Annotated in this window: 22 protein-coding genes and 1 pseudogene; 10 read left to right on the forward strand and 13 right to left on the reverse strand. The window is 67.0% G+C overall.

What is annotated here, in order from left to right; all coding sequences use genetic code 11:
• Together LXM94_RS16200 and LXM94_RS16205 are read left to right on the forward strand one after the other, a co-directional pair.
• Positions 1-328 (forward strand): annotated as a pseudogene (locus LXM94_RS16200) (PLP-dependent aminotransferase family protein); the annotation flags it as partial.
• 75 nt (positions 329-403) lie between these two features.
• Positions 404-1,363 carry a threonine ammonia-lyase gene (locus LXM94_RS16205; protein ID WP_235772507.1) on the forward strand — a complete coding sequence of 320 codons (960 nt, stop codon included), beginning with the start codon at positions 404-406 and terminating at the stop codon, positions 1,361-1,363.
• 60 nt (positions 1,364-1,423) lie between these two features.
• Here LXM94_RS16205 and LXM94_RS16210 read toward each other — a convergent pair whose 3' ends face one another.
• Positions 1,424-2,026, reverse strand: coding sequence for a hypothetical protein (locus tag LXM94_RS16210; RefSeq protein ID WP_235772508.1), 603 nt, complete (start codon positions 2,024-2,026; stop codon positions 1,424-1,426).
• The gene (locus tag LXM94_RS16215; RefSeq protein ID WP_235772509.1) at positions 2,023-2,574 is read right to left on the reverse strand and encodes a CGNR zinc finger domain-containing protein; all 552 of its coding nucleotides are present in this window, start codon (positions 2,572-2,574) and stop codon (positions 2,023-2,025) included. The genes LXM94_RS16210 and LXM94_RS16215 overlap by 4 nt, the downstream gene beginning before the upstream one ends.
• 108 nt (positions 2,575-2,682) lie before the next feature.
• Here LXM94_RS16215 and LXM94_RS16220 point away from each other — a divergent pair, with 108 nt between their 5' ends.
• Together LXM94_RS16220 and LXM94_RS16225 are read left to right on the forward strand one after the other, a co-directional pair.
• Complete coding sequence (locus tag LXM94_RS16220) at positions 2,683-3,579, forward strand: branched-chain amino acid ABC transporter permease (protein WP_235772510.1); 897 nt, start codon at positions 2,683-2,685, stop codon at positions 3,577-3,579.
• Between the two features lie 97 nt (positions 3,580-3,676).
• A complete protein-coding gene (locus tag LXM94_RS16225; protein WP_235772511.1) occupies positions 3,677-4,537 on the forward strand; it encodes a hypothetical protein in 861 nt (286 codons plus the stop codon).
• Positions 4,538-4,993: 456 nt separating this feature from the next.
• Here LXM94_RS16225 and LXM94_RS16230 read toward each other — a convergent pair whose 3' ends face one another.
• Genes LXM94_RS16230 through pgsA form a run of 3 tightly spaced genes read right to left on the reverse strand, consistent with a single transcriptional unit; the run spans position 4,994 to position 6,317 of the window.
• Positions 4,994-5,470, reverse strand: a complete 477-nt coding sequence (locus tag LXM94_RS16230; RefSeq protein ID WP_235772512.1) for a molybdenum cofactor biosynthesis protein MoaE — start codon at positions 5,468-5,470, stop codon at positions 4,994-4,996.
• Positions 5,471-5,472: 2 nt separating this feature from the next.
• Positions 5,473-5,730, reverse strand: a complete 258-nt coding sequence (gene moaD, locus LXM94_RS16235) for a molybdopterin converting factor subunit 1 (RefSeq protein WP_235772513.1) — start codon at positions 5,728-5,730, stop codon at positions 5,473-5,475.
• The gene (pgsA, locus tag LXM94_RS16240) at positions 5,730-6,317 is read right to left on the reverse strand and encodes a CDP-diacylglycerol--glycerol-3-phosphate 3-phosphatidyltransferase (protein ID WP_235772514.1); all 588 of its coding nucleotides are present in this window, start codon (positions 6,315-6,317) and stop codon (positions 5,730-5,732) included. Before pgsA ends, moaD begins: the two co-directional genes overlap by 1 nt.
• A 243-nt stretch (positions 6,318-6,560) precedes the next feature.
• Between pgsA and LXM94_RS16245 the strand changes: the two genes are divergently transcribed.
• Positions 6,561-7,058, forward strand: a complete 498-nt coding sequence (locus LXM94_RS16245; protein WP_235772515.1) for an acyl-CoA thioesterase — start codon at positions 6,561-6,563, stop codon at positions 7,056-7,058.
• A gap of 7 nt (positions 7,059-7,065) precedes the next feature.
• On the opposite strand, the gene uvrC is transcribed toward LXM94_RS16245, so the two are convergent.
• Both uvrC and LXM94_RS16255 read right to left on the reverse strand, forming a co-directional pair.
• Positions 7,066-9,108 (reverse strand): excinuclease ABC subunit UvrC, encoded by a 2,043-nt coding sequence (uvrC, locus tag LXM94_RS16250; protein WP_235772516.1) that lies wholly within the window; start codon positions 9,106-9,108, stop codon positions 7,066-7,068.
• Entirely contained in the window at positions 9,105-9,869 is a 765-nt protein-coding gene (locus LXM94_RS16255; protein WP_235772517.1) for an SDR family oxidoreductase, read from the reverse strand. The genes uvrC and LXM94_RS16255 overlap by 4 nt, the downstream gene beginning before the upstream one ends.
• A 361-nt stretch (positions 9,870-10,230) precedes the next feature.
• Here LXM94_RS16255 and LXM94_RS16260 point away from each other — a divergent pair, with 361 nt between their 5' ends.
• Positions 10,231-10,869, forward strand: a complete 639-nt coding sequence (locus LXM94_RS16260; RefSeq protein ID WP_235772518.1) for an outer membrane protein — start codon at positions 10,231-10,233, stop codon at positions 10,867-10,869.
• A 113-nt stretch (positions 10,870-10,982) separates the two neighbouring features.
• On the opposite strand, the gene LXM94_RS16265 is transcribed toward LXM94_RS16260, so the two are convergent.
• The 4 genes from LXM94_RS16265 to LXM94_RS16280 are packed head-to-tail and all read right to left on the reverse strand — an operon-like array spanning position 10,983 to position 13,660.
• A complete protein-coding gene (locus LXM94_RS16265; RefSeq protein WP_235772519.1) occupies positions 10,983-11,573 on the reverse strand; it encodes a glutathione S-transferase in 591 nt (196 codons plus the stop codon).
• Positions 11,574-11,589: 16 nt separating this feature from the next.
• Positions 11,590-12,318, reverse strand: coding sequence for a ribonuclease T2 family protein (locus LXM94_RS16270; protein ID WP_235772520.1), 729 nt, complete (start codon positions 12,316-12,318; stop codon positions 11,590-11,592).
• A gap of 14 nt (positions 12,319-12,332) precedes the next feature.
• Complete coding sequence (locus tag LXM94_RS16275; protein WP_235772521.1) at positions 12,333-12,749, reverse strand: hypothetical protein; 417 nt, start codon at positions 12,747-12,749, stop codon at positions 12,333-12,335.
• Between the two features lie 47 nt (positions 12,750-12,796).
• Positions 12,797-13,660: a 23S rRNA (adenine(2030)-N(6))-methyltransferase RlmJ gene (locus tag LXM94_RS16280; protein WP_235772522.1), complete on the reverse strand. Its 864-nt coding sequence runs from the start codon at positions 13,658-13,660 to the stop codon at positions 12,797-12,799.
• A gap of 68 nt (positions 13,661-13,728) precedes the next feature.
• Here LXM94_RS16280 and LXM94_RS16285 point away from each other — a divergent pair, with 68 nt between their 5' ends.
• The 3 genes from LXM94_RS16285 to LXM94_RS16295 all read left to right on the forward strand — a co-directional run bounded on the left by LXM94_RS16285 (position 13,729) and on the right by LXM94_RS16295 (position 16,964).
• Positions 13,729-15,861: a molybdopterin-containing oxidoreductase family protein gene (locus tag LXM94_RS16285; protein ID WP_235772529.1), complete on the forward strand. Its 2,133-nt coding sequence runs from the start codon at positions 13,729-13,731 to the stop codon at positions 15,859-15,861.
• Positions 15,862-15,931: 70 nt separating this feature from the next.
• Positions 15,932-16,528 carry an NUDIX domain-containing protein gene (locus LXM94_RS16290; RefSeq protein WP_235772523.1) on the forward strand — a complete coding sequence of 199 codons (597 nt, stop codon included), beginning with the start codon at positions 15,932-15,934 and terminating at the stop codon, positions 16,526-16,528.
• A 58-nt stretch (positions 16,529-16,586) separates the two neighbouring features.
• On the forward strand, positions 16,587-16,964 hold the full coding sequence (locus LXM94_RS16295) for a nuclear transport factor 2 family protein (RefSeq protein ID WP_235772524.1): 378 nt from the start codon (positions 16,587-16,589) through the stop codon (positions 16,962-16,964).
• A 76-nt stretch (positions 16,965-17,040) separates the two neighbouring features.
• Here LXM94_RS16295 and purN read toward each other — a convergent pair whose 3' ends face one another.
• Together purN and purM are read right to left on the reverse strand one after the other, a co-directional pair.
• Positions 17,041-17,688, reverse strand: coding sequence for a phosphoribosylglycinamide formyltransferase (gene purN / locus LXM94_RS16300; RefSeq protein WP_408015652.1), 648 nt, complete (start codon positions 17,686-17,688; stop codon positions 17,041-17,043).
• Positions 17,689-17,690: 2 nt separating this feature from the next.
• On the reverse strand, positions 17,691-18,764 hold the full coding sequence (gene purM, locus LXM94_RS16305) for a phosphoribosylformylglycinamidine cyclo-ligase (RefSeq protein ID WP_235772526.1): 1,074 nt from the start codon (positions 18,762-18,764) through the stop codon (positions 17,691-17,693).
• A 288-nt stretch (positions 18,765-19,052) separates the two neighbouring features.
• On the opposite strand from purM, the gene LXM94_RS16310 reads away from it, so the two are divergent.
• Positions 19,053-19,705, forward strand: a 653-nt coding sequence (locus tag LXM94_RS16310) for an AI-2E family transporter (RefSeq protein WP_235772527.1), incomplete at its 3' end; no start/stop codon positions are given.

Here is a 19,705-nt window from a genome sequence, read left to right on the forward strand (position 1 = left end):
CCATCTGCGCCGCGCCCGCCGCCGCGCCGCCGCCGCCCGCGACGCGCTTGTCGAAGGCCTCGCCGGCGCGCCCGGCCTCGCCGTCGGCGTGCCCGGGCAGGGCCTGCATCTCGTCGCCGTCGCGCACGGCGCGACCGACGACGACACGGTGCTGGTGGAGATCGCCCGCGCGGCCGGCCTCGGCGCCCGGGCGCTGTCGTCGATGGCCGTCTCCGAACCGCCGCGCCAGGGCCTGGTCATCGGCTTTTCCGGCTTTCCGCCGGAGGTGCTGTTCACGGCCGCCGATACGTTCCGCAGGGCGCTTGCCGCACGCGCATCCGGACACTGACGGACGGGGCCGGATGATCGTCCGAAGCCGGGCGGGGCGCTTGTGACGACATTTTCGGTGTGCCAGCATCGGCAGATGACCAGACTCAGCATCGATAGAATTCGGGACGCCGTTCACAAGATCGATGGCGTCTTTCGGGATACGCCGCAGTACTGCTGCCCGCATCTCAGCCGGGCCCTGGGCTGCCGCATCGTCTTGAAGGTCGAAACGCTCAATCCCGTCCGGTGTTTCAAGGGGCGCGGAACGGACGTCGTGCTTTCCAACCTGGAGCGGGCCGGCGGCCCGCGAGCCGTGGTCTGTGCAAGCGCCGGAAACCTTGGCCAGGCACTCGCCTATTCCGGCAACAACCGGGGCTTTTCAGTAACCGTGACGGCGTCGGCGGCTGCCAATCCCCTGAAAGTCGCGCGCATGAAGGCGCTCGGCGCAACGGTTGTCCTGGTGGAAGGGCAAATCGAGGAGGCCCTCGAGGCCGCGGTCGCCCATTCCCGAAAGACCGGCGCCTTCCTCGTCGAGGACAGCAGGAACATCGACACCTGCGAAGGGGCGGGGACGATCGGCCTGGAACTCGCGAAACTGCCGTTTGCGCTGGACGCCGTCCTGGTTTCGCTGGGGGCCGGGGCGATGGCGACCGGCATCGGCCTTGCGCTGAAAACCTGTCGCCCGGAGACCGGCGTCCTGTCGGTCCAGCCGGAAAAAGCGCCCGCCTTGACCCGGTCCTATCGCGCCGGCGAGCCGGTCGAATCCGGGCCGCCCGATACGATCGCCGACGGCGTGGCCGGGCGGTACACCATCCCCGACGTTTTGACCGATATGCTGGAGATCGTCGACGATGCGCTTCTGGTCGGGGAAGGCAGCATCGTCGAGGCCATGGCGCTGCTCTACAGGCACGCGGGCCTGATCGTCGAACCTGCCGCCGCTCTGGGTGTCGCCGCCATTCTCGAGAATGCGGACCGTTTTCACGGGCAGACCGTCGCGACGGTCTTGTGTGGGAGCAACGTGGCGCCCCGGGATTTTGACACTTGGGTAAGGTCGTGAAGCCGCGAGGAGGAGAACCCGCGCCCTGCAGGATCCGTCATCGGCGTCGCGGCGGCGCCCTCACACAGGGCACTTCGCCGTCTCGAACACCGTCGGCGTCTTGCCGTCCTTGAACACCTCGGGATTCTTGTCATAGGCGGGGCCGACGACGAGGGCCTTGGCGGGCATGACGTCCTGGTCGAGGTCGGAGCGCACCTCGGTGTCGATCGCCTGGATCTCCTCGCCGCCGGGGCCGACGACCCGGATCGCCACCCTGTAGGGCCGGCCCTTCTTCACGCAGGTGATGTCGGGGCTCTCCAGCACCACCTTGTCGAGCTTCGCAAACAGCTTGCGCTCCAGCCTGAGCGGCGCGCCGCCGGCCGGGTTCTCGAACTCGGCGGTGACGACGGATCCCTCCGGCACCGGTTCGCTCTTCGTCAGCGTCACCATGTAGGTGGCGTAGGCGAGGCGGTAGTTGAAGATGAACATCTTGCCGGTGAGGTGCAGCGGGTCCGGCCCGGTCTCGCGCTGGCAGGCGGCAAGCGCCAGCGGAATGGCAACGGCAAGGCCGGCAAGGGCGCGAAGCGGCCCGGCGGCCGAGGGTGCGCGGCAACGAACGAATGATGCGTCCTCGCGCTTCGACGGTTTGCGGAACGGCATGAGGGCGGCGATCCATCTCTTCACGGGGTCTTCTCCTTGCGGCGGCGATAGTGGCGGCTCGCCTTCGCGCGGTTGCCGCAGACCGCCATGTCGCACCAGGCGCGCGAGCGGTTGCGGCTCCGGTCGAGGAAGAGCCACCGGCAATTGGGGCAGATCTTCAGGCGATCCGGCTCGGGCGCGGCGGCAAGCAGGAGGGCCGAGCGCGCCGTCGCCGCGTCGAGCGCCTGCGGCCTGTCGCCGCTTCGCCGCAGCGTGCCGGCGATCGCCTCCAGCAGGTCGGCAAGCAGCGCCTCCGACGGCATTCCCTCCGCCAGCGCGCGAAAATGCCGGTCGATCGCCTCGCGCAGGACGATCAGGTGGCGGCGGTCGTCCGGCGCCGCCGGCCGCAGCGGGCCGAAGCCGTCGCGTTCCGCCCCGTGCGTGTTGGCGCCCGCCGCGAAGGCGTCCATCACGGCCGGGTCGGCGAAACGGTCGATGCGGCGTGCCGGGTCGAAGCGCAGCACGACGGAATTGGCGACGTCCAGCGCCAGCGCGCCGCCGGAGAAGCGATGGGGTGTCCAGGCGAAGGTCATGCCTAATTCTAACTGGTAAATTCATTTTTACCAGTTATAACTTCACGGACACCTGCAATCCGGCGCGTCCGGTTTCCAGGCGGCTTCAGCACCGGTCCGGAACGCGCCATGGCCTATTTCCTGCAGCAGCTTGCCAATGCGGTGCCGATCGCCGCGCTCTATGCGGCGCTCGCCTTCGGCTATTCGATCGTCTTCGCCGTCACCCGGCGGGCCGATATCGGCTTCGGCGCGCTCTTCGCCTTCGCCGCGCAGATGTTCATCCTGTTCTTCGACGCCGGCTGGACACGGCTGTGGCTCGTGCTGCCGGCGGCGCTTGCCTTCGGCGCGGCGCTGGCGCTGGTCTATGGCGTCGGCACCGGGCTCGCCATCGGGCGTTATGTCATGCGGCCGCTCTCCTTCTCCTCCGACAACACCGTCGTCGTCGCCGCGGTCGGCGTCGTGCTGGTGCTGATGGAGACGGCGCGGCTCGCCGCCGAGACCCGCGACCTCTGGCTGCCGCCCTTCCTCAACCGGCCGGTGGTGCTGTGGGCCGATCCGGCCTTCCCGGTGACGCTGACGACGATCCAGCTCGTCAACACGCTGGCCATGGCGCTGCTGGTGGCGGGCGGCCATCTCTTCCTCGCCCGGTCCGGCTGGGGCAGGCGCTGGCGGGCGGTGTCGGACGACCGGCAGGCGGCCGAGCTCTGCGGCGTGGATTCGGCCGGCGTCTATCTCGGCGCCTTCGCGCTCGCCGCGTCGGTGGCAAGCGTCAGCGGCATCCTTGCGGCGTCCTACTACGGCAATCTCGATTTCGGCTCGGGCCTCACCTTCGGCGTCAAGGTGCTGTTCATCGCGGCGGTCGGCGGCTACGGCGCGCCGCTCGCCTCGGCGCTCGGCGGCGTGCTGGTCGGCGTCGCCGAAACGCTCTGGGGCGCCTACGGCGCCTTTCTCTGGCGCGACTTCGTGATCTTTTCCGGCCTCGTGCTGCTGCTCGTCATCTTCCGCCGCGACAAGGCGGTTCCCTGAACGTGACTGCACAAGTCTCGGCGGCTATGCAATAACTGTCATAGCGCAGTCAAGACCGAAGTCTCGATCGCGCGTCGTCTCACATCAAGGTGCTGCGATGGTTGGAAGCGCGTTTAGTTCACAATTGCTTCAAGGGCGAGAAAGCACGTATGCGCCAAAGCTGGATCTGGAAGGGAAACAAAACTTCACGAGGCATACCTTCATCGATGAGGATGGCGGCATACGTGAAGTCGTAAGAATGAACGTTCTTGATGATCGCCATAGGGAAGAAATCGTCGCTTTTCATTTCTCACGGCAATACGCGGAAATACACTATCGAGAGCAGATTGAGCCTCCACAATTTTATGTCGTTGGCAGGGATTGTCCGTGGGATTTCGAGTATGTCATGCATGACGGCACCACGTTCTATCTCGAAATTTGTCGAATAGCAGAGAAGAAGTTGCTCCAACTCATGCGAGCTGAAAACGATTGTGTGATCTTGCTCCATCGAAAGGAACTGTGGGGATACGAGGTGCTAAAGATCGAGAAGCACTTTCCGGGCACTATCCCTGCCGAAATCGTGGAGAGCATAAAAGCAAAGTCTGATAAGCAGAGGCTTTTCTCATTGGGCGACGAAGATCGCGTGCCGCAATTGTTTCTTCGACCTCCTCTCAATCCGCACATCGATCTCGAACTAGAAATCAGGACGGCAATTCAGAAAAAAGCTGCAAAGCGGCATCGTGGCAAAGAGAGAACGATACTGGTTCTCGACAATCTGACAACCCATAGCGAACCGGACGACATCTTCAGTGCAGTTGAAAATCTGCAAGGCTTTCTGAAGGACTGCCCTTTCCCCTCGATATGGATATACACAGGGTACTACAGCGATGATCAGGGTTTCGACTGCGAATACTCGCTAACACCAATCAAGTTGGGCGACAAAGAACGAAAGCTTTTCAGTAGTCGCTTGGCCGAATGACCGCTGTCACCCGTTCCGTCCCGCCGTGTGTTGGATGTCCATCGCCTGCTTGAGAAGGTCGGCTTCGGGAGTAGCGGAGCCCGCCACGGGGCTGTTATAAAGCCGCCATATCGACTCCAATGGCTGAATGCCTCTCAATGTCGATTGTTTGAATGAGAGGCAAGCCAATCCAATGTCAAGGAACGCCGGGTTTCGGGCGGCAACGGAAGCGCTGCGAACGACGACAATGAGGTCGTTTCCCGACAGGCGGCTTTCCTTGCGACAAGGTCCGATCCAGGCAACGCATGAGCCGAAATGATCTGGCTGACTCCACGTGGGGCATGACCGAGCGCGTCTTCAATCACGCCAGGCGTTTCGTCGGATCGCAACCCGATACGACGAGCCGGCAGAAAACCAGTTCGCTGCCCTCAAACGCGTCCCGGTCCGCATCGGGCTGCGCGACAGGGAGTCTACGTCCTATGTCGTCCACTTGTCCCGCGCCGAATCGTCGGCGTCTTTGGCCGACACCCAGCCGCCGCTGCTGCCGTCCGCCAGGTGTTCCTTCTTCCAGAAGGGGGCCGAGGTCTTCAGGTAGTCCATCACGAAGGCGGCGCCGTCGAAGGCGGCCTGGCGGTGCGGCGCGGCTGCGATGACCAGCACGATGTTCTCGCCCGGCCGGATGCGGCCGGTCCGGTGGATCGCGGCGATGCCGGCCAGCGAAAAGCGCTCGACGGCCTCGCCGCAGATGCGGCCGATCTCCGCCTCCGCCATGCCGGGATAGTGTTCGAGTTCGAGGGCGGAAAGCCGGCCGCCCTCGTCGCGGCAGAGGCCGGTGAAGGTGACGACCGAGCCGATGCCGGGGCGTCCGGCGGTGAGCGCCGCCGTCTCCGCCGCCGCGTCGAAAGCGTCCGCCTGCACGCGGACGACGACCGGCACGCTGCCGCCGCCGGCCATTGTCAGCCGCCCGTCATCGGCGGGAAGAGCGCGATCTCGCGGGCGCCGAGAATGCTCTCGCCGTGTTCGACATGCTCCTGGTTGACCGCGACGCGGATGACGTTCTCGTGCTCCAGCGCCAGCTCGTATTCCTCGCCGCGCGTCCTGAGGTAGCGGATGAGCTCGCCGGCGGTCGTCACGCTGCCCGGCAGGTCGATCTCCTCCTCGCCGCGGCCGATCCGCTCGCGCACCCAGGCGAAATAGACGAGTTTCGTTGCCATCAGTCCCCCACGATATGCTTGAGGCCCGCGCGGAAATAGTCGTAGCCCGTATACATGGTGATGAGCGCGGCGATCCACAGCAGCGTGATGCCCGCCTCCGTCGTGAAGGGCAGAAGCTTGTCGCCGGCGGGGCCGGCGAGCAGGAAGGCGATCGCCACCATCTGGATCGTCGTCTTCCACTTGGCGATGCGCGTCACCGGAACGCTGACCTTGAGCTCGGCGAGATATTCCCTGAGGCCGGAGACCAGGATCTCGCGGCAGAGAATGATGATCGCCGCCCAGATCGTCCAGCCGGCGATCGTGCCGTCGGCGGCCATGAGGAGCAGCACGGAGGCGACGAGCAGCTTGTCGGCGATCGGGTCCAGCATGCGGCCGATATTCGAGGTCTGCTCCCAGATGCGGGCGAGATAACCGTCGAAGAAGTCGGTGATCGAGGCGACGGCGAAGAGCGCCAGCGCCGACCAGCGCGCGAAGTCGGACGATTGCAGCCGGCCTTCCATGAAGAAGCAGAGCACGATCAGCGGCACGGCGAGAATCCGGCCGTAGGTGAGCAGATTGGGAATGTTGTAGGCAGCAGGCGTGGACATCGGGTTCGATTCTCGGATTGTCGGGCTAGAGAAGGACTTTGCGGCGGCGAGGTCAACCGGGGACGCGGTCGTGAGCATCGATTGTGACAGAATTGATCTGAATGACCGATGAACCCGCGTCAACCGCTTCGTCGTCCGCGCCGCGGCTTTGCCGGACCCGATACCATAGCCGCGTCCCGTGCGACATTGCCAATGGTGCCGATGCCGATATTGTCTAAGGACGCAGCAGCAGACGAGGGGCGGATGGAAACGGGGCACGACAGCAGCAAACTGGAAATGGTCGTCTTGATGACGCCGGACATGGCGAACTTTTCGGGCAAGGTCCATGGCGGCGCGCTGCTCAACCTGCTCGACCGCGTCGCCTTCTCCTGCGCGTCGCGCTATTCGCAGCGCTACGCCGTCACCCTGTCCGTCGACCAGGTCGTCTTCCGCCAGCCGATCCATGTCGGCGAGCTTGTGACCTTCCGCGCCTCGGTCAACAATGCCGGCCGCACCTCGATGGAGATCGGCATCCGCGTCGAGGCGGAGAACATCCGCACCGGCGAGCGCCGCCACACCAATTCCTGCTATTTCACCATGGTCGCCGTCGACGAGGAAGGCCGCCCCGCCGAGGTGCCGCCCTTCACGGCGAAGACCCCGACCGCCGAACGCCGCCAGCGCGCCGCCGAAGTCCGCCGCATGCTCCGCCGCGAATTCGAGGCCCGCTTCCACGCGGTGGGGGCGGAGGAGCCGGCGGAATAGCGCCGCCTCAGCCTGCCGCCGTTTCGTGAAAGTGGTTGTAGACGAGGCGGGCGACGCTTTCCGAAATGCCGTCGACGGCCATCAGGTCCGACATGCCGGCGCGCGAGACGGCCTTGGCGGTGCCGAAGTGCTGCAGCAGCGCGCGCTTCCGCGTCGGGCCGATGCCGGCGATCTCGTCGAGCGGGTTCTTCACCATCTCCTTCTTGCGCCGCGCCCGGTGCGAGCCGATGGCGAAGCGGTGCGCCTCGTCGCGCAGGCGCTGCACGAAATAGAGCACCGGGTCGCGCGGCGGCAGCGAGAAGTCCGGCTTGCCGGCGGCGAAGAAGCGCTCGCGCCCGGCCTCGCGGTCCTGCCCCTTGGCGACGCCGATGGCGACCACCTGGTCGGTGATGCCGAGCTCCTCGAGGATCGCCCGCACCGCCGTCATCTGGCCCTGGCCGCCGTCGATCAGGATGACGTCGGGCCAGGCGGGGAAGGGCAGGTCGGCGGCCTCGGTCCCGTCGCTCGCGGCAGCCCGGTCCGGCAGGCCCTCTTCCTTGATGAGCCGCGCGAAGCGCCGCGTCATCACTTCCTTCATCATGCCGAAGTCGTCGCCGGGCGTGATGTCGGTCGATTTGATGTTGAACTTCCGATACTGCCCCTTCACGAAGCCGTCCGGCCCGGCCACCACCATGCCGCCGACCGCGTTGGTGCCCATGATGTGGGAATTGTCGTAGATCTCGATGCGCCGCGGCACAGAGGGCAGGTGGAAGGTCTGCGCGAAGCCTTCGAGCAGCCGCGACTGCGAGGCGGTCTCGGCGAGCTTGCGGCCATGCGCCTCGCGGGCATTGGCGACGACATGCTCGACGAGGTCGCGCTTCTCGCCGCGCTGCGGCACGAGGATCGAGACGCGGTGGCCGGCCCGCTCGGAGAGCGCCAGCGCCAGCAGTTCCAGTTCCTCCACCGTCTCCGACAGGAGGATCTGCTTCGGACAGGGCTTGTCGTCGTAGAACTGCGCCAGGAAGGCGTTCAGCACCTCGGCGCTCGTCAGCTGCGGGTCGGCCTTCGGGAAATAGGCGCGGTTGCCCCAGTTCTGCCCGGTGCGGAAGAAGAACACCTGGATGCAGGAGACGCCGCCCTCGTGGTGGATGGCGAAGACATCCGCCTCCTCGACGCCGGCCGGGTTGATGCCCTGGTGGCTCTGGACATGGCTGAGCGCCGCCAGCCGGTCGCGATAGACGGCGGCGCGCTCGAAATCGAGGTCCTCGGCGGCGGCGTTCATGGCCTCGGCCATATGCGCCTTCACCTTCTGGCTCTTGCCGGAGAGAAAATCCTTCGCCTCCTGCACCAGCTCCGCATAGTCGGCATCGCCGATCTCGTGCGTGCAGGGGCCGGAACAGCGCTTGATCTGGTAAAGCAGACAGGGACGGGTGCGGCTCTCGAAGACGCTGTCGGTGCAGGTGCGGAGCAGGAAGGCGCGCTGCAGCGAGTTGATCGTCCGCCCGACGGCGCCGGCGGACGCGAAGGGTCCGAAGAAGTCGCCCTTGCGGCTGCGCGCCCCCCGGTGCTTGAAGATCGCCGGCGCGCGCGTGTCGCCGGTGACGAGGATATAGGGAAAGGACTTGTCGTCGCGCAGAAGCACGTTGAAGCGCGGCCGCAGGCGCTTGATGAGGTTCGCCTCGAGCAGCAGCGCCTCGGTCTCCGTCCGCGTCGTGACGAATTCCATCTTCGCCGTCTGGCGGATCATCTGCACGATGCGGTTGGAATGGCCGCGTCCCTGCGCGTAGTTCGTCACCCGCTTCTTCAGGCTGCGCGCCTTGCCGACATAGAGCACGTCGCCGGCAGCGTTGAACATACGGTAGACGCCGGGGCTGTTCGGCAGGCGCTTGACATAGAGCTGGATGAGATCCGCGCCGATGACGCCCTCCGGCAGGTCGGAGGTCTCGGTCCATTCGATGGCGGGCAGGGCGGCGGCGGCCGCGCCGTCGCCTTCGGCGACGATGTCCTCGTCGTCGGCCTCGGTCTCGTCATAGAGGACGCCGCCGTCCTCCACCTGCCGTCCGGCCGTCATTCCACGATCTCCGCCACGTCGGGCGTCTCCCAGGCAAGATGCTGCCCGCCGTCGAGCGCGATCATCTGGCCGGTGATCGACGGGCTCTCGAACAGGTAGCGCACCGTGCGGCCGAACTCGTCGAGCCGCGGCCCCGTCTTCAGGATAAGCCCTTCGACCTGCTGCTGGAAGTCGCGCGGATCCTGCCGCTCGTTCGGCAGCGACGGGCCGGGGCCGATGGCATTGACCCGGATCGACGGCGCCAGCGCCTGCGCCATAGTGCGCGTCGCCATCCAGAGCGCCGCCTTGGAGAGCGTGTAGGAATAGTAGCGCGGCGTCGGGTTCCAGACCCGCTGGTCGAGGATGTTGACGACGAGCCCGGCATTCTGCGCCGGCAGTTGCCTGGCGAAATCCCGCACGAGGATCGACGGCGCCCGGACATGCACGTCGAAATGCCGGTCCCACAGCGCCGGGTCGAGCGCCTCGACGCTGTCCGGCTTGAAGAGCGACGCATTGTTGACGAGAAGGCCGAGCGGGCCGAGCGCCGCGGCGGCCTCAGCGATCAGCCCTTCGGTCGCCGTCGAGTCGGAAAGGTCGCAGGCGAGCGCCACCGTCCTCGCGCCGCGCGCGTTCAGCGCCGCCGAAAGGGATTCGGCCTCGGCGAGCGACGTGTTGGCGTGGATCGCCACGGCGAACCCGCTGGCGGCGAGGTCTTCTGCGATCGCCCGGCCGATGCGCCGGGCAGCGCCCGTCACGAGGGCCGTCTTGAGCGGAATTTTCAACGCGGATCCTGTTTGCGATTCTCTTCGGTTGACCGGTCAAACATATAGAGAACATCGCCGCCGCTTAAACCGCTTCCGACGAATGTTTGCAGAAAAATTAATGCGGAGAGGCTGAAAGGAATAATTTCGTCTATATTTAAGTATTACTCACGTATATTTACGATTATGGTTAACAAATTGGGTGTTGTCGTCAAGCAACATCGAAATTACGTCATGCTGCTGCCGCGAAAATTTCACAATTTGGCTCTTTCAAATCCTCAATCTTTATTCAATTTGAACTCAACCGGGCAGCCGGAACCGAGTTACACGACAGTCGGTCGTTCCTCTCAGCGCCGACGTCGAAATGCAAAGGAGAATAGTCATGCGTACTCTGATCACCTCGATCCTCGCCACCACCCTGTCCGTCGCGGCCTTCCAGGCGGCCCACGCGGCCGACGCGATCGACGACGTCCCGGCAGCGCCGGCAGCGGAATATTCCGAGCCGGTCGTCGGCAACTGGTCGGGCGCCTATGCCGGCGGCACGGCCTCCTGGCAGCGCGGCGATTTCGACCAGCAGGGCGACAAGCGGGCCAACGGCCTCGGCGGCGGCGTCTATGGCGGCTACAACATGCAGAGCGGCCAGCTCGTCTACGGCGGTGAAGCCGACCTGAACTACTCGGCGATCGATTCCTCGCACAACGGCCGCAACGCGGAGCAGGGCCTCAACGGTTCGCTGCGCGCCCGCGTCGGCGTCGACATGAACCCGGTCCTCGTCTACGGAACGGCCGGCGTCGCCGCCAGCAATGCCGAGATGGAAGACGGCACGTCCTCCGACGACAACACGCATGTCGGCTGGACCGCCGGTGCGGGCGTCGAAGGCTTCGTGACCAACAACATCACGGCGCGCGTCGAATACCGCTACACCGACTACAACAGCAAGACCTACAACCTGAACTCCGGCGACGTGAAGTCCGACCTCAAGGACCACAGCATCCGCGTCGGCATGGGCGTGAAGTTCTAAGAAGGCCCGTCCCCCTCGGGACGGTCAAAGAAAAGTTCCGGCCATGATGGCCGGTGCGAATTGGCCGGGCGGGAGCCCGGCCTTTTTCGTGTGCGCGTCTTTTGCGGGGGCGGTCAGTCCTTGAACTTCGCATAGTCCGGAAACACCCTCTCGAAACGGTCGAGGAAGCCTGCGAGCTTCGGCCTTCCTTCCTGCCACCGGCCGGTGAAGCGCAGCTCGATGTAGCGCAGCAGCGCGGCGAGCGCGAAATGGCCGGCCTTCGGCTTGCGGCCGAGCTTCGGCATGTCGGCCTCCAGGCTGTCCAGGCCCCGCATCGCCTTGCCCCACTGCCGGTCGATCCACGGCTGGTGCACCTTCTCCTCGGGCCGGAAGCGCCGCTCGTAGACGATGGCGAGCAGGCTGTCGCAGATGCCGTCGGCGGTCGCCTCCAGCACCTCCGCCCTCAGCCGCTTCTTCGCCCCCCGCGGATAGAGCTTGCCGCCGGACTCGCGGTCGATGAAGTGCATGATGGCGCGGCTGTCGAAGATGGCCTCGCCGTCCTTTGTGACGAGGGTCGGGATCTTGCCGAGCGGGTTTGCCGCGAGCAGCTCGGCCGGATCGGCACCGGTGTCCGTCAGCACGGCTTCCGCCTTGAGCCCGGCATGGTGGGCGGCCATGCGCACCTTGGTCGAATAGGGCGAGGCGGGCGAGTAGAAGATCTTCATGAAGGGGTCCTCGGGTTCACTGGATGGCGGGTTGGCTGACGCTGCCGGCGCGGCAGGCGGCGCGGTCGACCTCGGGGCAGTCGCGGAAGGCGAGGCCGGGGGTCAGGCAGACGCGGATCTCCTCCAGCCGGCCGCCGTCGCAGGTGACCGCGATGCCGCGCGGCGTGAGGCCGGGATTGGCGTTGACGAGCAGGTCCTCCACCTCCGCCGGATCGCGCCGCACCGCCGCCGCGCCGTCGTCGAGCGCGCGCGGCACGACGAGCCGTTCGCGCGCCGCCCGCGTCACCCGGAAATAGTCGGCCTGGCTCAGCCCCGAGCAGGTGCCGTGCTTGCGCCACTGGTGGCCGATGAGGCCCATGGAGGGAATGATGTCGAGGTAGCGCCGGCCGAGCGCCTCCGGCACGCGGTCGGGTTGGCGCGTGCGGCAGAATTCCGGATGGCCGGTGTCGAATTGCGGCCAGAGCCCGTGCACGATGAAGCCGTGCTCGGCGCCGCGCCGGCACTGGTCGGTGCTGCCGCCGCGGTCGTTCTCCGCGCACCAGCTTGGCGACCAGGAGAGCGACAGCACATAGAAGTCGAAGCCCGCGCCCCGCGGCACGGCGGCCGTTTCGGCCTTGCGCGGCGCCGCATCCTGCCGCCCGGCCGCCGTGGCAGCCGCCGTGCCGCCGTCGCCGCCGTCGCTGCAGCCGGCAAGCAGGACCATGGCGAACAGGCCGGCGATCGCCGGCATCGTCGGCAGCCTCATGCGACCGTCGCCGCTCAGCGGACCGACCGGCAGTGCGCGCCGTGGATCTTCCAGGGATCGAGGCCTGCCAGGCAGTATTCGACGCCGCGGCCCGTGCCGGCGAAGCCCCACGGCTGTTCGATCAGGTACCAGAGCTGCCGCACGCTGCCGTCCGTCAGCGCCGCCTTGGCCCCGCAGTATTCCCGCTCGACGGAGGACGCGTACTGCGTGCGCGGCTCGAAGCGGCTGCGTTGCATATGCGCGATCTCCGCGATGGAGACCGGCTGCTTCAGCACGTTCTTCGCATTGTATTCGAAGGACGCGGTGATGCGTTCGAGCACCGCCGGATCGGCGCAGGCGCCGCCGGCGGAGGAGGCTTCGGCGGGCGGTGCGGCGGACAGCAATGTCAGGGCGAGCGGCACGGCCGCAAGGGCAGCAGAAATCCGGTTCATGGGTCGTCTCCCGTTTCACCGGAGAGTGGGTGCGCCGCCGGCCGCGGTCAAGAGGCGATTTTGCCCTCGCCGGCAATCCAGAAGCAGCGGCTGGAGGCGAAGCGGTCCTGCGCCAGGAGAGGTTTCAGCCAGGGCAGCAGCAGGTCGAGCTCGCCCTTCAGCGTATAGGGCGGATTGACGACGATGAGGCCGGAGCCGGTCAGTCCCGTCGTCTCCCGGTCGCTCCGCACGACAAGCTCGGCGCAGAGGATCTTCGGGATGCCGAGCGCCTTCAGCGCCGCGTGGAACTCGGCGACCGGCGCGCCCTTCTTCAGCGGATACCACAGGCAGTAGGTGCCGCCCGGAAAGCGCTTCCAGGCCTTCGCAAGGCCGTCGGCCAGCCGCTCGTATTCGCCGGCGAGCTCGAAGGGCGGATCGACCAGCACGATGCCGCGCTTCTCTTTCGGCGGCAGATGGGCGCCGAGCGCCAGCCAGCCGTCGAGATGCGTCACGCGGACCTGGAAATCGCCGTCGAAATGCCGGTGCAGGTCCTCGTAGTCGTCCGGATGCAGCTCCATCGCCGACAGCCGGTCCTGTGGCCGGAAGAGGGCGCGCGCGAGTTTCGGCGATCCGGGATAGAGCGTCACGCCGCCCTCGGGATTGAGCGCCCGCACGACGCCGAGATAGGGGGCGAGCAGCGCCTCGATCGCGGCCGGACGGTCCGCCCCGATCAGCCGGCCGATGCCGTCGCGCCATTCGCCGGTCTTCTGCGCCTCCTCGCTCGACAGGTCGTAGAGCCCGACGCCCGCATGGGTGTCGAGCACGCGGAACGCCTTGTCCTTGCCCTGCATGTAGGTCACCAGCCGCGCCAGAACCGCATGCTTCAGCACGTCCGCGAAATTGCCCGCATGGTAGATGTGGCGGTAGTTCATGCAGTTTCCGTGATCTGGCGATGAATTCTTGAAATGGCCGCGAGAATTGGCTTTTGGCCGGTTCCGCACTGCCATATAGAAAAGCCATGAACGTTGCGACCCCGAATATCGCCGAAGCCAGAATCGGACACACGGCCTGTCCGCACGACTGTCCCTCCACCTGCGCGCTCGACGTCGAGATCGGCGCCGACGGGCGGATCGGCAAGGTGCGCGGCAGCGCCGCCAACAGCTACACGGCCGGCGTCATCTGCGCCAAGGTCGCCCGCTACGCCGAGCGCCTCTATCACCCCGACCGGCTGATGAAGCCCATGAAGCGCAAGGGCGCCAAGGGTGCGGGCGGCTGGCAGGACATCTCCTGGGAGGCGGCGCTCGACGCGATCGCCGATGCCTTCGTCCGCGCCGAACAGGCGCATGGCTCGGAGGCCGTCTGGCCCTATTATTACGCCGGCACGATGGGGCTGGTGCAGCGCGATTCCATCGACCGGCTGCGCCATGCCCGGAAATATTCCGGCTTCTTCGGCTCGATCTGCACCAATCCGGCCTGGACCGGCTTCGTCATGGGCGCCGGCACGCTGCGCGGTCCCGATCCGCGCGAGATGGCAAAGGCCGACTGCGTCGTCATCTGGGGCACCAACGCCGTCTCCACCCAGGTCAATGTCATGACCCACGCGGTCAAGGCGCGCAAGGACCGCGGCGCGAAGATCGTCGTCATCGACATCTACGACAACCCGACGATGAAGCAGGCCGACATGGCGCTGAAGCTGAGGCCCGGCACCGACGCCGCGCTCGCCTGCGCCGTCATGCACGTCGCCTTCCGCGACGGCCACGCCGACCGCGTCTATATGGAAAAATTCGCCGACGACCCGGCGGGGCTCGAGGCGCATCTTGCTTCGCGCGGCCCCGCCTGGGCGGCCGAGATCACCGGACTGACCGTCGCCGAGATCGAGGCCTTCGCGGCGCTCGTCGGCCGGACGAAGCGCAGCTACTTCCGCCTCGGCTACGGCTTCACCCGCAGCCGCAACGGTGCGGTCTCCATGCATGCGGCGCTCAGCGTTCCCACCGTGCTCGGCTCCTGGCAGCACGAGGGCGGCGGCGCCTTCCACAGCAACGCGGCGATCTTCCACCTGCGCAAGGCGGAACTGACGGGCCTTTCGATGGCCGACCCGGAGATCCGCGATCTCGACCAGTCGCAGATCGGCCGCGTGCTGACCGGCGATCCCGTGGCGCTGCGCCATCGCGGGCCGGTCACCGCCATGCTGGTGCAGAACACCAATCCGGTGAATGTCGCGCCCGAGCAGCGGCTGGTCAAACGGGGTTTCCTGCGCGACGACCTCTTCGTCGCCGTGCACGAGCAGTTCATGACGGATACGGCCAAGCTCGCCGATATCGTGCTGCCCGCCACCATGTTCGTCGAGCATGACGACATCTACCGCGGCGGCGGCCATCAGCACATCCTGCTCGGCCCGAAGCTCGTCGAGCCGCCGGCCACCGTTCGCACCAACCTTTTCGTCATCGAGGAACTGGCGAAGCGCCTCGGCGTCGCCGACCGGCCGGGCTTCGGTCTGTCCGAGCGCGAGCACATCACCCGCCTGCTGCCGCATTACGGCGTCGACTTCGACGGGCTCTTCGAGGAACGCTGGATCGACTGCCAGCCGGATTTCGAGACGGCGCATTTCCTGAAGGGCTTCTCCTTCCCGGACGGAAAGTTCCGTTTCCGGCCGCAATGGACGGTGACGCCGGCGCCGAACAGGCCGTCGAAGGCGGTCGGCGCGCTCGGGCCGCACGCGGCGCTGCCGCCGCTCCCGGACCACGTCGCCGTCATCGAGACGGCGGATGCCGGGCATCCCTACCGGCTCGCCACCTCGCCGGCCCGCACCTTCCTCAACTCCACCTTCGCCGAGACGAAGAGCTCGCGTGAGCGGGAAGGGCGCCCCGACGTGATGATCCATCCCGCCGACGCGGCCCGTGAGGGCATCGCCGACGGCGCCGTCGTCACGCTCGGCAACGGCCGCGGCCAGGTGCGGCTGCACGCCAGGGTCACCGAAAGCGTCCGGGAGGGCGTGCTGGTCGCCGAGGGCCTCTGGCCGAACGACGCCCATCTCGACGGCGAGGGCATCAACGTGCTCACCGGCGCCGACCCCGTCGCCCCCTATGGCGGCGCCGCCTTCCACGACAACCGGGTGTGGCTGAGAACGGCGTGACCCGGCATAGCCGCCGGGCCCGGCGCCCGGCGTCCGAAACCAGTGCCGCAATCCAGATCCGGGATCCCTCATGAAGGCCGACAGCGACTTTCCGATCCGCATCGTCCAGCGCCAGACGGTGTGGAAGCGCTTCATCCACCTCGAACACCTCCTCATCGAGCAGACGCGCGCCGACGGCCGCGTCGAGCGGCTTTCGCGCGAGGTGCACGACCACGGGCACGCCGCCACCGTGCTGCTCGTCGATCCGCTCCGCCGGTCGGTCGTCCTCGTGCGCCAGTTCCGGCTCGGCGCGCATCTCGGCGGCGGTCCGGGCTTCCTGCTGGAGACGCCGGCCGGCCTGCTCGACGGCGACAGTCCGGAGACCGCCGTCGCCCGCGAGGCGATGGAGGAGACGGGCTACGCGGTCACCGCCGTGCGCCATCTCTTCGACCTCTACGCCAGCCCCGGCACGCTCACCGAACGCGTTGGCTGCTTCGTCGCGACGGTCGACACGCGCCATCGCACCGGCACAGGCGGCGGCGTCGAAGGCGAGGGCGAGGACATCGAGGTCGTCGAGATGCCGATCGACGAGGCCTATGGCCTCATCGCCACCGGCGGCATCGTCGACGCCAAGACGATCGTGCTGCTGCAGTGGCTGATGCTGAACCGGGCGGAGTTCGAAGGCTGACCGCCTTTGCCGCTGCGGCGGCCTCCGGGCCGAATGGCTTGGTATGTGGGACGATGAGATGAAAGACACGCCTTTGGACGACGTCACGGTGCCGGTCCGCATGCAGCTCGATGCCTACAATGCCCGGGACATCGACGCCTTCATGCGCTGGTGGGCCGAAGACTGCGAATATTACGCCTTTCCCGCGACGCTCCTTGCCCGCGGGGCGGCCGAGGTCCGTGCGCGCCATGTCGAGCGCTTCAGGGAGCCGAACCTGTTTGGCAGGCTGCTGTCGCGTGCCGTCGTCGGAAACCTCGTCGTGGACCACGAAACCGTCACGCGCACCTTTCCCGAAGGGCCTGGCGAGGTGGATGTGATCTGTCTCTACGAAATCGAGGCCGGCAGGATCGCCAGGGCCTGGTTCAAGATGGGCGCGCCGCGGATCGCTGCCGCATAGGCGGGAGGGCGCCGGTCGTCTCGACCGATCCGATCCACGGCTGCCGGCGCGCCGGACCGCCTGATGCCGCGGCGGGTCAGCAGGAAACGATGACATCCGGCGGCATGCCGTCGCCGTCCTGCGGCGCAGCCTTGCCGTCGCCCCCCTCCGCAACCCGCTTCAGCGCCGCCGGATAGAGCCGGTGCTCCACCGTCAGCACGCGGGCCGCAAGCGTTTCCGCCGTGTCGCCGGCCAGCACCGGCACCGCCGCCTGGCCGATGATCGGGCCCTCGTCCATGGCTTCCGTCACCACATGCACCGTGCAGCCGGCGATCTTCATGCCGGCGTCGAGCGCGCGCTGGTGGGTGTGCAGACCCGGAAAGAGCGGCAGCAGCGACGGGTGGATGTTGAGGATGCGGCCCTCGTAGCGGGAAATGAAATCGGCCGAGAGCAGGCGCATGTAGCCGGCAAGGCAGATGAGATCGGGGGAGAAGCGGTCGAGCGCCTCGACGAGGGCGGCCTCGTGCGCTTCCTTCGACGGGAAGTCCCGCCGGGCGATGGCGAAGGACGGAATGCCCTCGACCGCCGCCTTGGCAAGCCCGCCCGCCTCGCGCTGGTCGGAGAAGACGGCGACGATCTCCGCCGGATAGGCCGGATCCTTCGCCGCCCTGACGAGCGTCAGCATGTTGGAACCGCCGCCGGAGATGAAGACGACGACGCGCTTGCGGCGGGGGCCTTCGGACATCGTCATAGGGCGAGCGTGCCCTTGTAGACGGTGCCGGCCGCGCCGTCCGCCCGCGCGACCATGCGGCCGAGCGCAAAGACCGTCTCGCCCTCGGCTTCGAGCACGGCCGTCACCCGCTCTGCGTCCGTGGCGTCGACGACCGCGATCATGCCGACGCCGCAGTTGAAGGTGCGCAGCATCTCCGTAGCCTCGACGCCGCCGGTCCTCGACAGCCAGGAGAAGACGGCCGGCGCCTTCACCGCGCCAAGGTCGATCTCGGCGGCAAGATGCTTCGGCAGCACGCGCGGGATGTTTTCCGGGAAGCCGCCGCCGGTGATGTGGGCGAGCGCCTTGATCGCGCCCGTCTCGCGGATCGCCCTGAGCAGCGGCTTCACATAGATCTTGGTCGGCGTCATCAGTGCCTCGGCCAGCGACATGCCGTCCGCGAAGGGGGCGGGCGCATCCCAGGCGAGGCCGGAGAGCGCGACGATCCGGCGTACCAGCGAATAGCCGTTCGAATGCACGCCGGAGGAGGCGAGCGCCAGGATGACGTCGCCCTCGGCGATGTCGCCCTTCGGCAGGAGCTGGCCGCGCTCGGCCGCGCCGACGGCGAAGCCCGCGAGGTCGTAGTCGCCGTCCGAATACATGCCCGGCATTTCCGCCGTCTCGCCGCCGATGAGCGCCGCACCCGCCTGCCGGCAGCCTTCCGCGATGCCTTCGACGATCGCCGCGCCCTGGTCGGGGTCGAGTTTTCCGGTCGCGAAATAGTCGAGGAAGAAGAGCGGTTCGGCGCCCTGGACGACGAGGTCGTTGACGCACATGGCGACGAGGTCGATGCCGACCGTGTCGTGCCGGTCGGCATCGATCGCGATCTTCAGCTTGGTGCCGACGCCGTCATTGGCGGCGACGAGCACCGGGTCGGTGAAGCCGGCGGCCTTGAGGTCGAAGAGGCCTCCGAAGCCGCCGATCTCGCCGTCGGCGCCGGGCCGCCGCGTCGAGCGCACCGCCGGCTTGATCTTTTCGACCATCAGGTTGCCGGCATCGATGTCGACGCCCGCGTCGCTGTAGGTCAGGCCATTCTTTCCCGGCTGGCTCATCTGTCGGTCTCCATCTCATGCCGTCGTCGGCGGGGCAGCCGCGACGCCGCCCGTCGCCCGTGCGATTGGCATGCCCTTCGGGCAAGTGCAAGCGCGTTGCCGGCGCGGCCGGGCATTTTTCACCGTTTCACGCCTCTCGCGCCGCTGCCGGGCCTTCATTGCGCGCCAGTCGCCATCGCCGCCTTGACCTGCGGCGCCGCTGCATCCTATCTCGATGGCGAGGCTGTGCGCCGCAGTGCGAGGCCGATGCGGTCCGCCGGGGCAGGCCGCCCGCGAGGAAGAGGTTCGATGCCCAGCCAGATCACCGCCGCCGGACTGAAACGCCAGGTCGTCTTCTGGCTGATCGCGCTTGCCGTGTTCATTGCCTTCCTGATGGTGTTCCGTTCGATCCTGCTGCCCTTCATCGCCGGCATGGCGCTCGCCTATTTCCTCGATCCGGTCGCCGACCGCCTCGAGCGTTTCGGCTTGAGCCGTACCGTGGCGACGGTGGTGATCCTCATCACCTTCATCGTGATCTTCGCGCTGTCGCTGATGATCATCATCCCGCTGCTGGCGAGCCAGGCGGCCGATTTCTTCTCCAAGTTGCCCGGCTACATCACGCAGCTCCAGGAGCTCATCACCAGCTTCCGCCCGGAAATCCTGCCGGAATGGATCCGCAGCCAGATGGGGACGATCAAGCAGAGCTTCTCCTCCGTGCTTGCCGAGGGCGCCGGCTTCATGGGCACGGTCTTCCAGCAGATCTGGAATTCGGGCATGGCGCTGGTCGACATCGTCTCGCTCTTCGTCATCACGCCGGTGGTCGCCTTCTACCTGCTGCTCGACTGGGACCGCATGATCGCCAAGGTCGACAGCTGGATCCCGCGTGACTACGTGGCGGACGTGCGGGGCATCGCGGGCGAGATGGATGCGGCGATCGCCGGCTTCGTGCGCGGCCAGGGGTC

The organism is Rhizobium alarense, assembly GCF_021555155.1.
GTDB lineage: Bacteria > Pseudomonadota > Alphaproteobacteria > Rhizobiales > Rhizobiaceae > Rhizobium_D > Rhizobium_D alarense.

Bases quoted from the DNA above. Each gene is read 5' to 3' on its own strand.
- LXM94_RS16205 (WP_235772507.1), top strand. From the start codon at position 404: ATGACCAGACTCAGCATCGATAGAATTCGGGACGCCGTTCACAAGATC.
- LXM94_RS16275 (WP_235772521.1), bottom strand. From the start codon at position 12,749: ATGAACCGGATTTCTGCTGCCCTTGCGGCCGTGCCGCTCGCCCTGACA.
- LXM94_RS16220 (WP_235772510.1), top strand. From the start codon at position 2,683: ATGGCCTATTTCCTGCAGCAGCTTGCCAATGCGGTGCCGATCGCCGCG.
- LXM94_RS16270 (WP_235772520.1), bottom strand. From the start codon at position 12,318: ATGAGGCTGCCGACGATGCCGGCGATCGCCGGCCTGTTCGCCATGGTC.
- purN (WP_408015652.1), bottom strand. From the start codon at position 17,688: ATGTCCGAAGGCCCCCGCCGCAAGCGCGTCGTCGTCTTCATCTCCGGC.
- LXM94_RS16295 (WP_235772524.1), top strand. From the start codon at position 16,587: ATGAAAGACACGCCTTTGGACGACGTCACGGTGCCGGTCCGCATGCAG.
- purM (WP_235772526.1), bottom strand. From the start codon at position 18,764: ATGAGCCAGCCGGGAAAGAATGGCCTGACCTACAGCGACGCGGGCGTC.
- LXM94_RS16225 (WP_235772511.1), top strand. From the start codon at position 3,677: ATGGTTGGAAGCGCGTTTAGTTCACAATTGCTTCAAGGGCGAGAAAGC.
- LXM94_RS16215 (WP_235772509.1), bottom strand. From the start codon at position 2,574: ATGACCTTCGCCTGGACACCCCATCGCTTCTCCGGCGGCGCGCTGGCG.
- LXM94_RS16290 (WP_235772523.1), top strand. From the start codon at position 15,932: ATGAAGGCCGACAGCGACTTTCCGATCCGCATCGTCCAGCGCCAGACG.
- uvrC (WP_235772516.1), bottom strand. From the start codon at position 9,108: ATGACGGCCGGACGGCAGGTGGAGGACGGCGGCGTCCTCTATGACGAG.
- LXM94_RS16260 (WP_235772518.1), top strand. From the start codon at position 10,231: ATGCGTACTCTGATCACCTCGATCCTCGCCACCACCCTGTCCGTCGCG.
- LXM94_RS16280 (WP_235772522.1), bottom strand. From the start codon at position 13,660: ATGAACTACCGCCACATCTACCATGCGGGCAATTTCGCGGACGTGCTG.
- pgsA (WP_235772514.1), bottom strand. From the start codon at position 6,317: ATGTCCACGCCTGCTGCCTACAACATTCCCAATCTGCTCACCTACGGC.
- moaD (WP_235772513.1), bottom strand. From the start codon at position 5,730: ATGGCAACGAAACTCGTCTATTTCGCCTGGGTGCGCGAGCGGATCGGC.
- LXM94_RS16230 (WP_235772512.1), bottom strand. From the start codon at position 5,470: ATGGCCGGCGGCGGCAGCGTGCCGGTCGTCGTCCGCGTGCAGGCGGAC.
- LXM94_RS16245 (WP_235772515.1), top strand. From the start codon at position 6,561: ATGGAAACGGGGCACGACAGCAGCAAACTGGAAATGGTCGTCTTGATG.
- LXM94_RS16265 (WP_235772519.1), bottom strand. From the start codon at position 11,573: ATGAAGATCTTCTACTCGCCCGCCTCGCCCTATTCGACCAAGGTGCGC.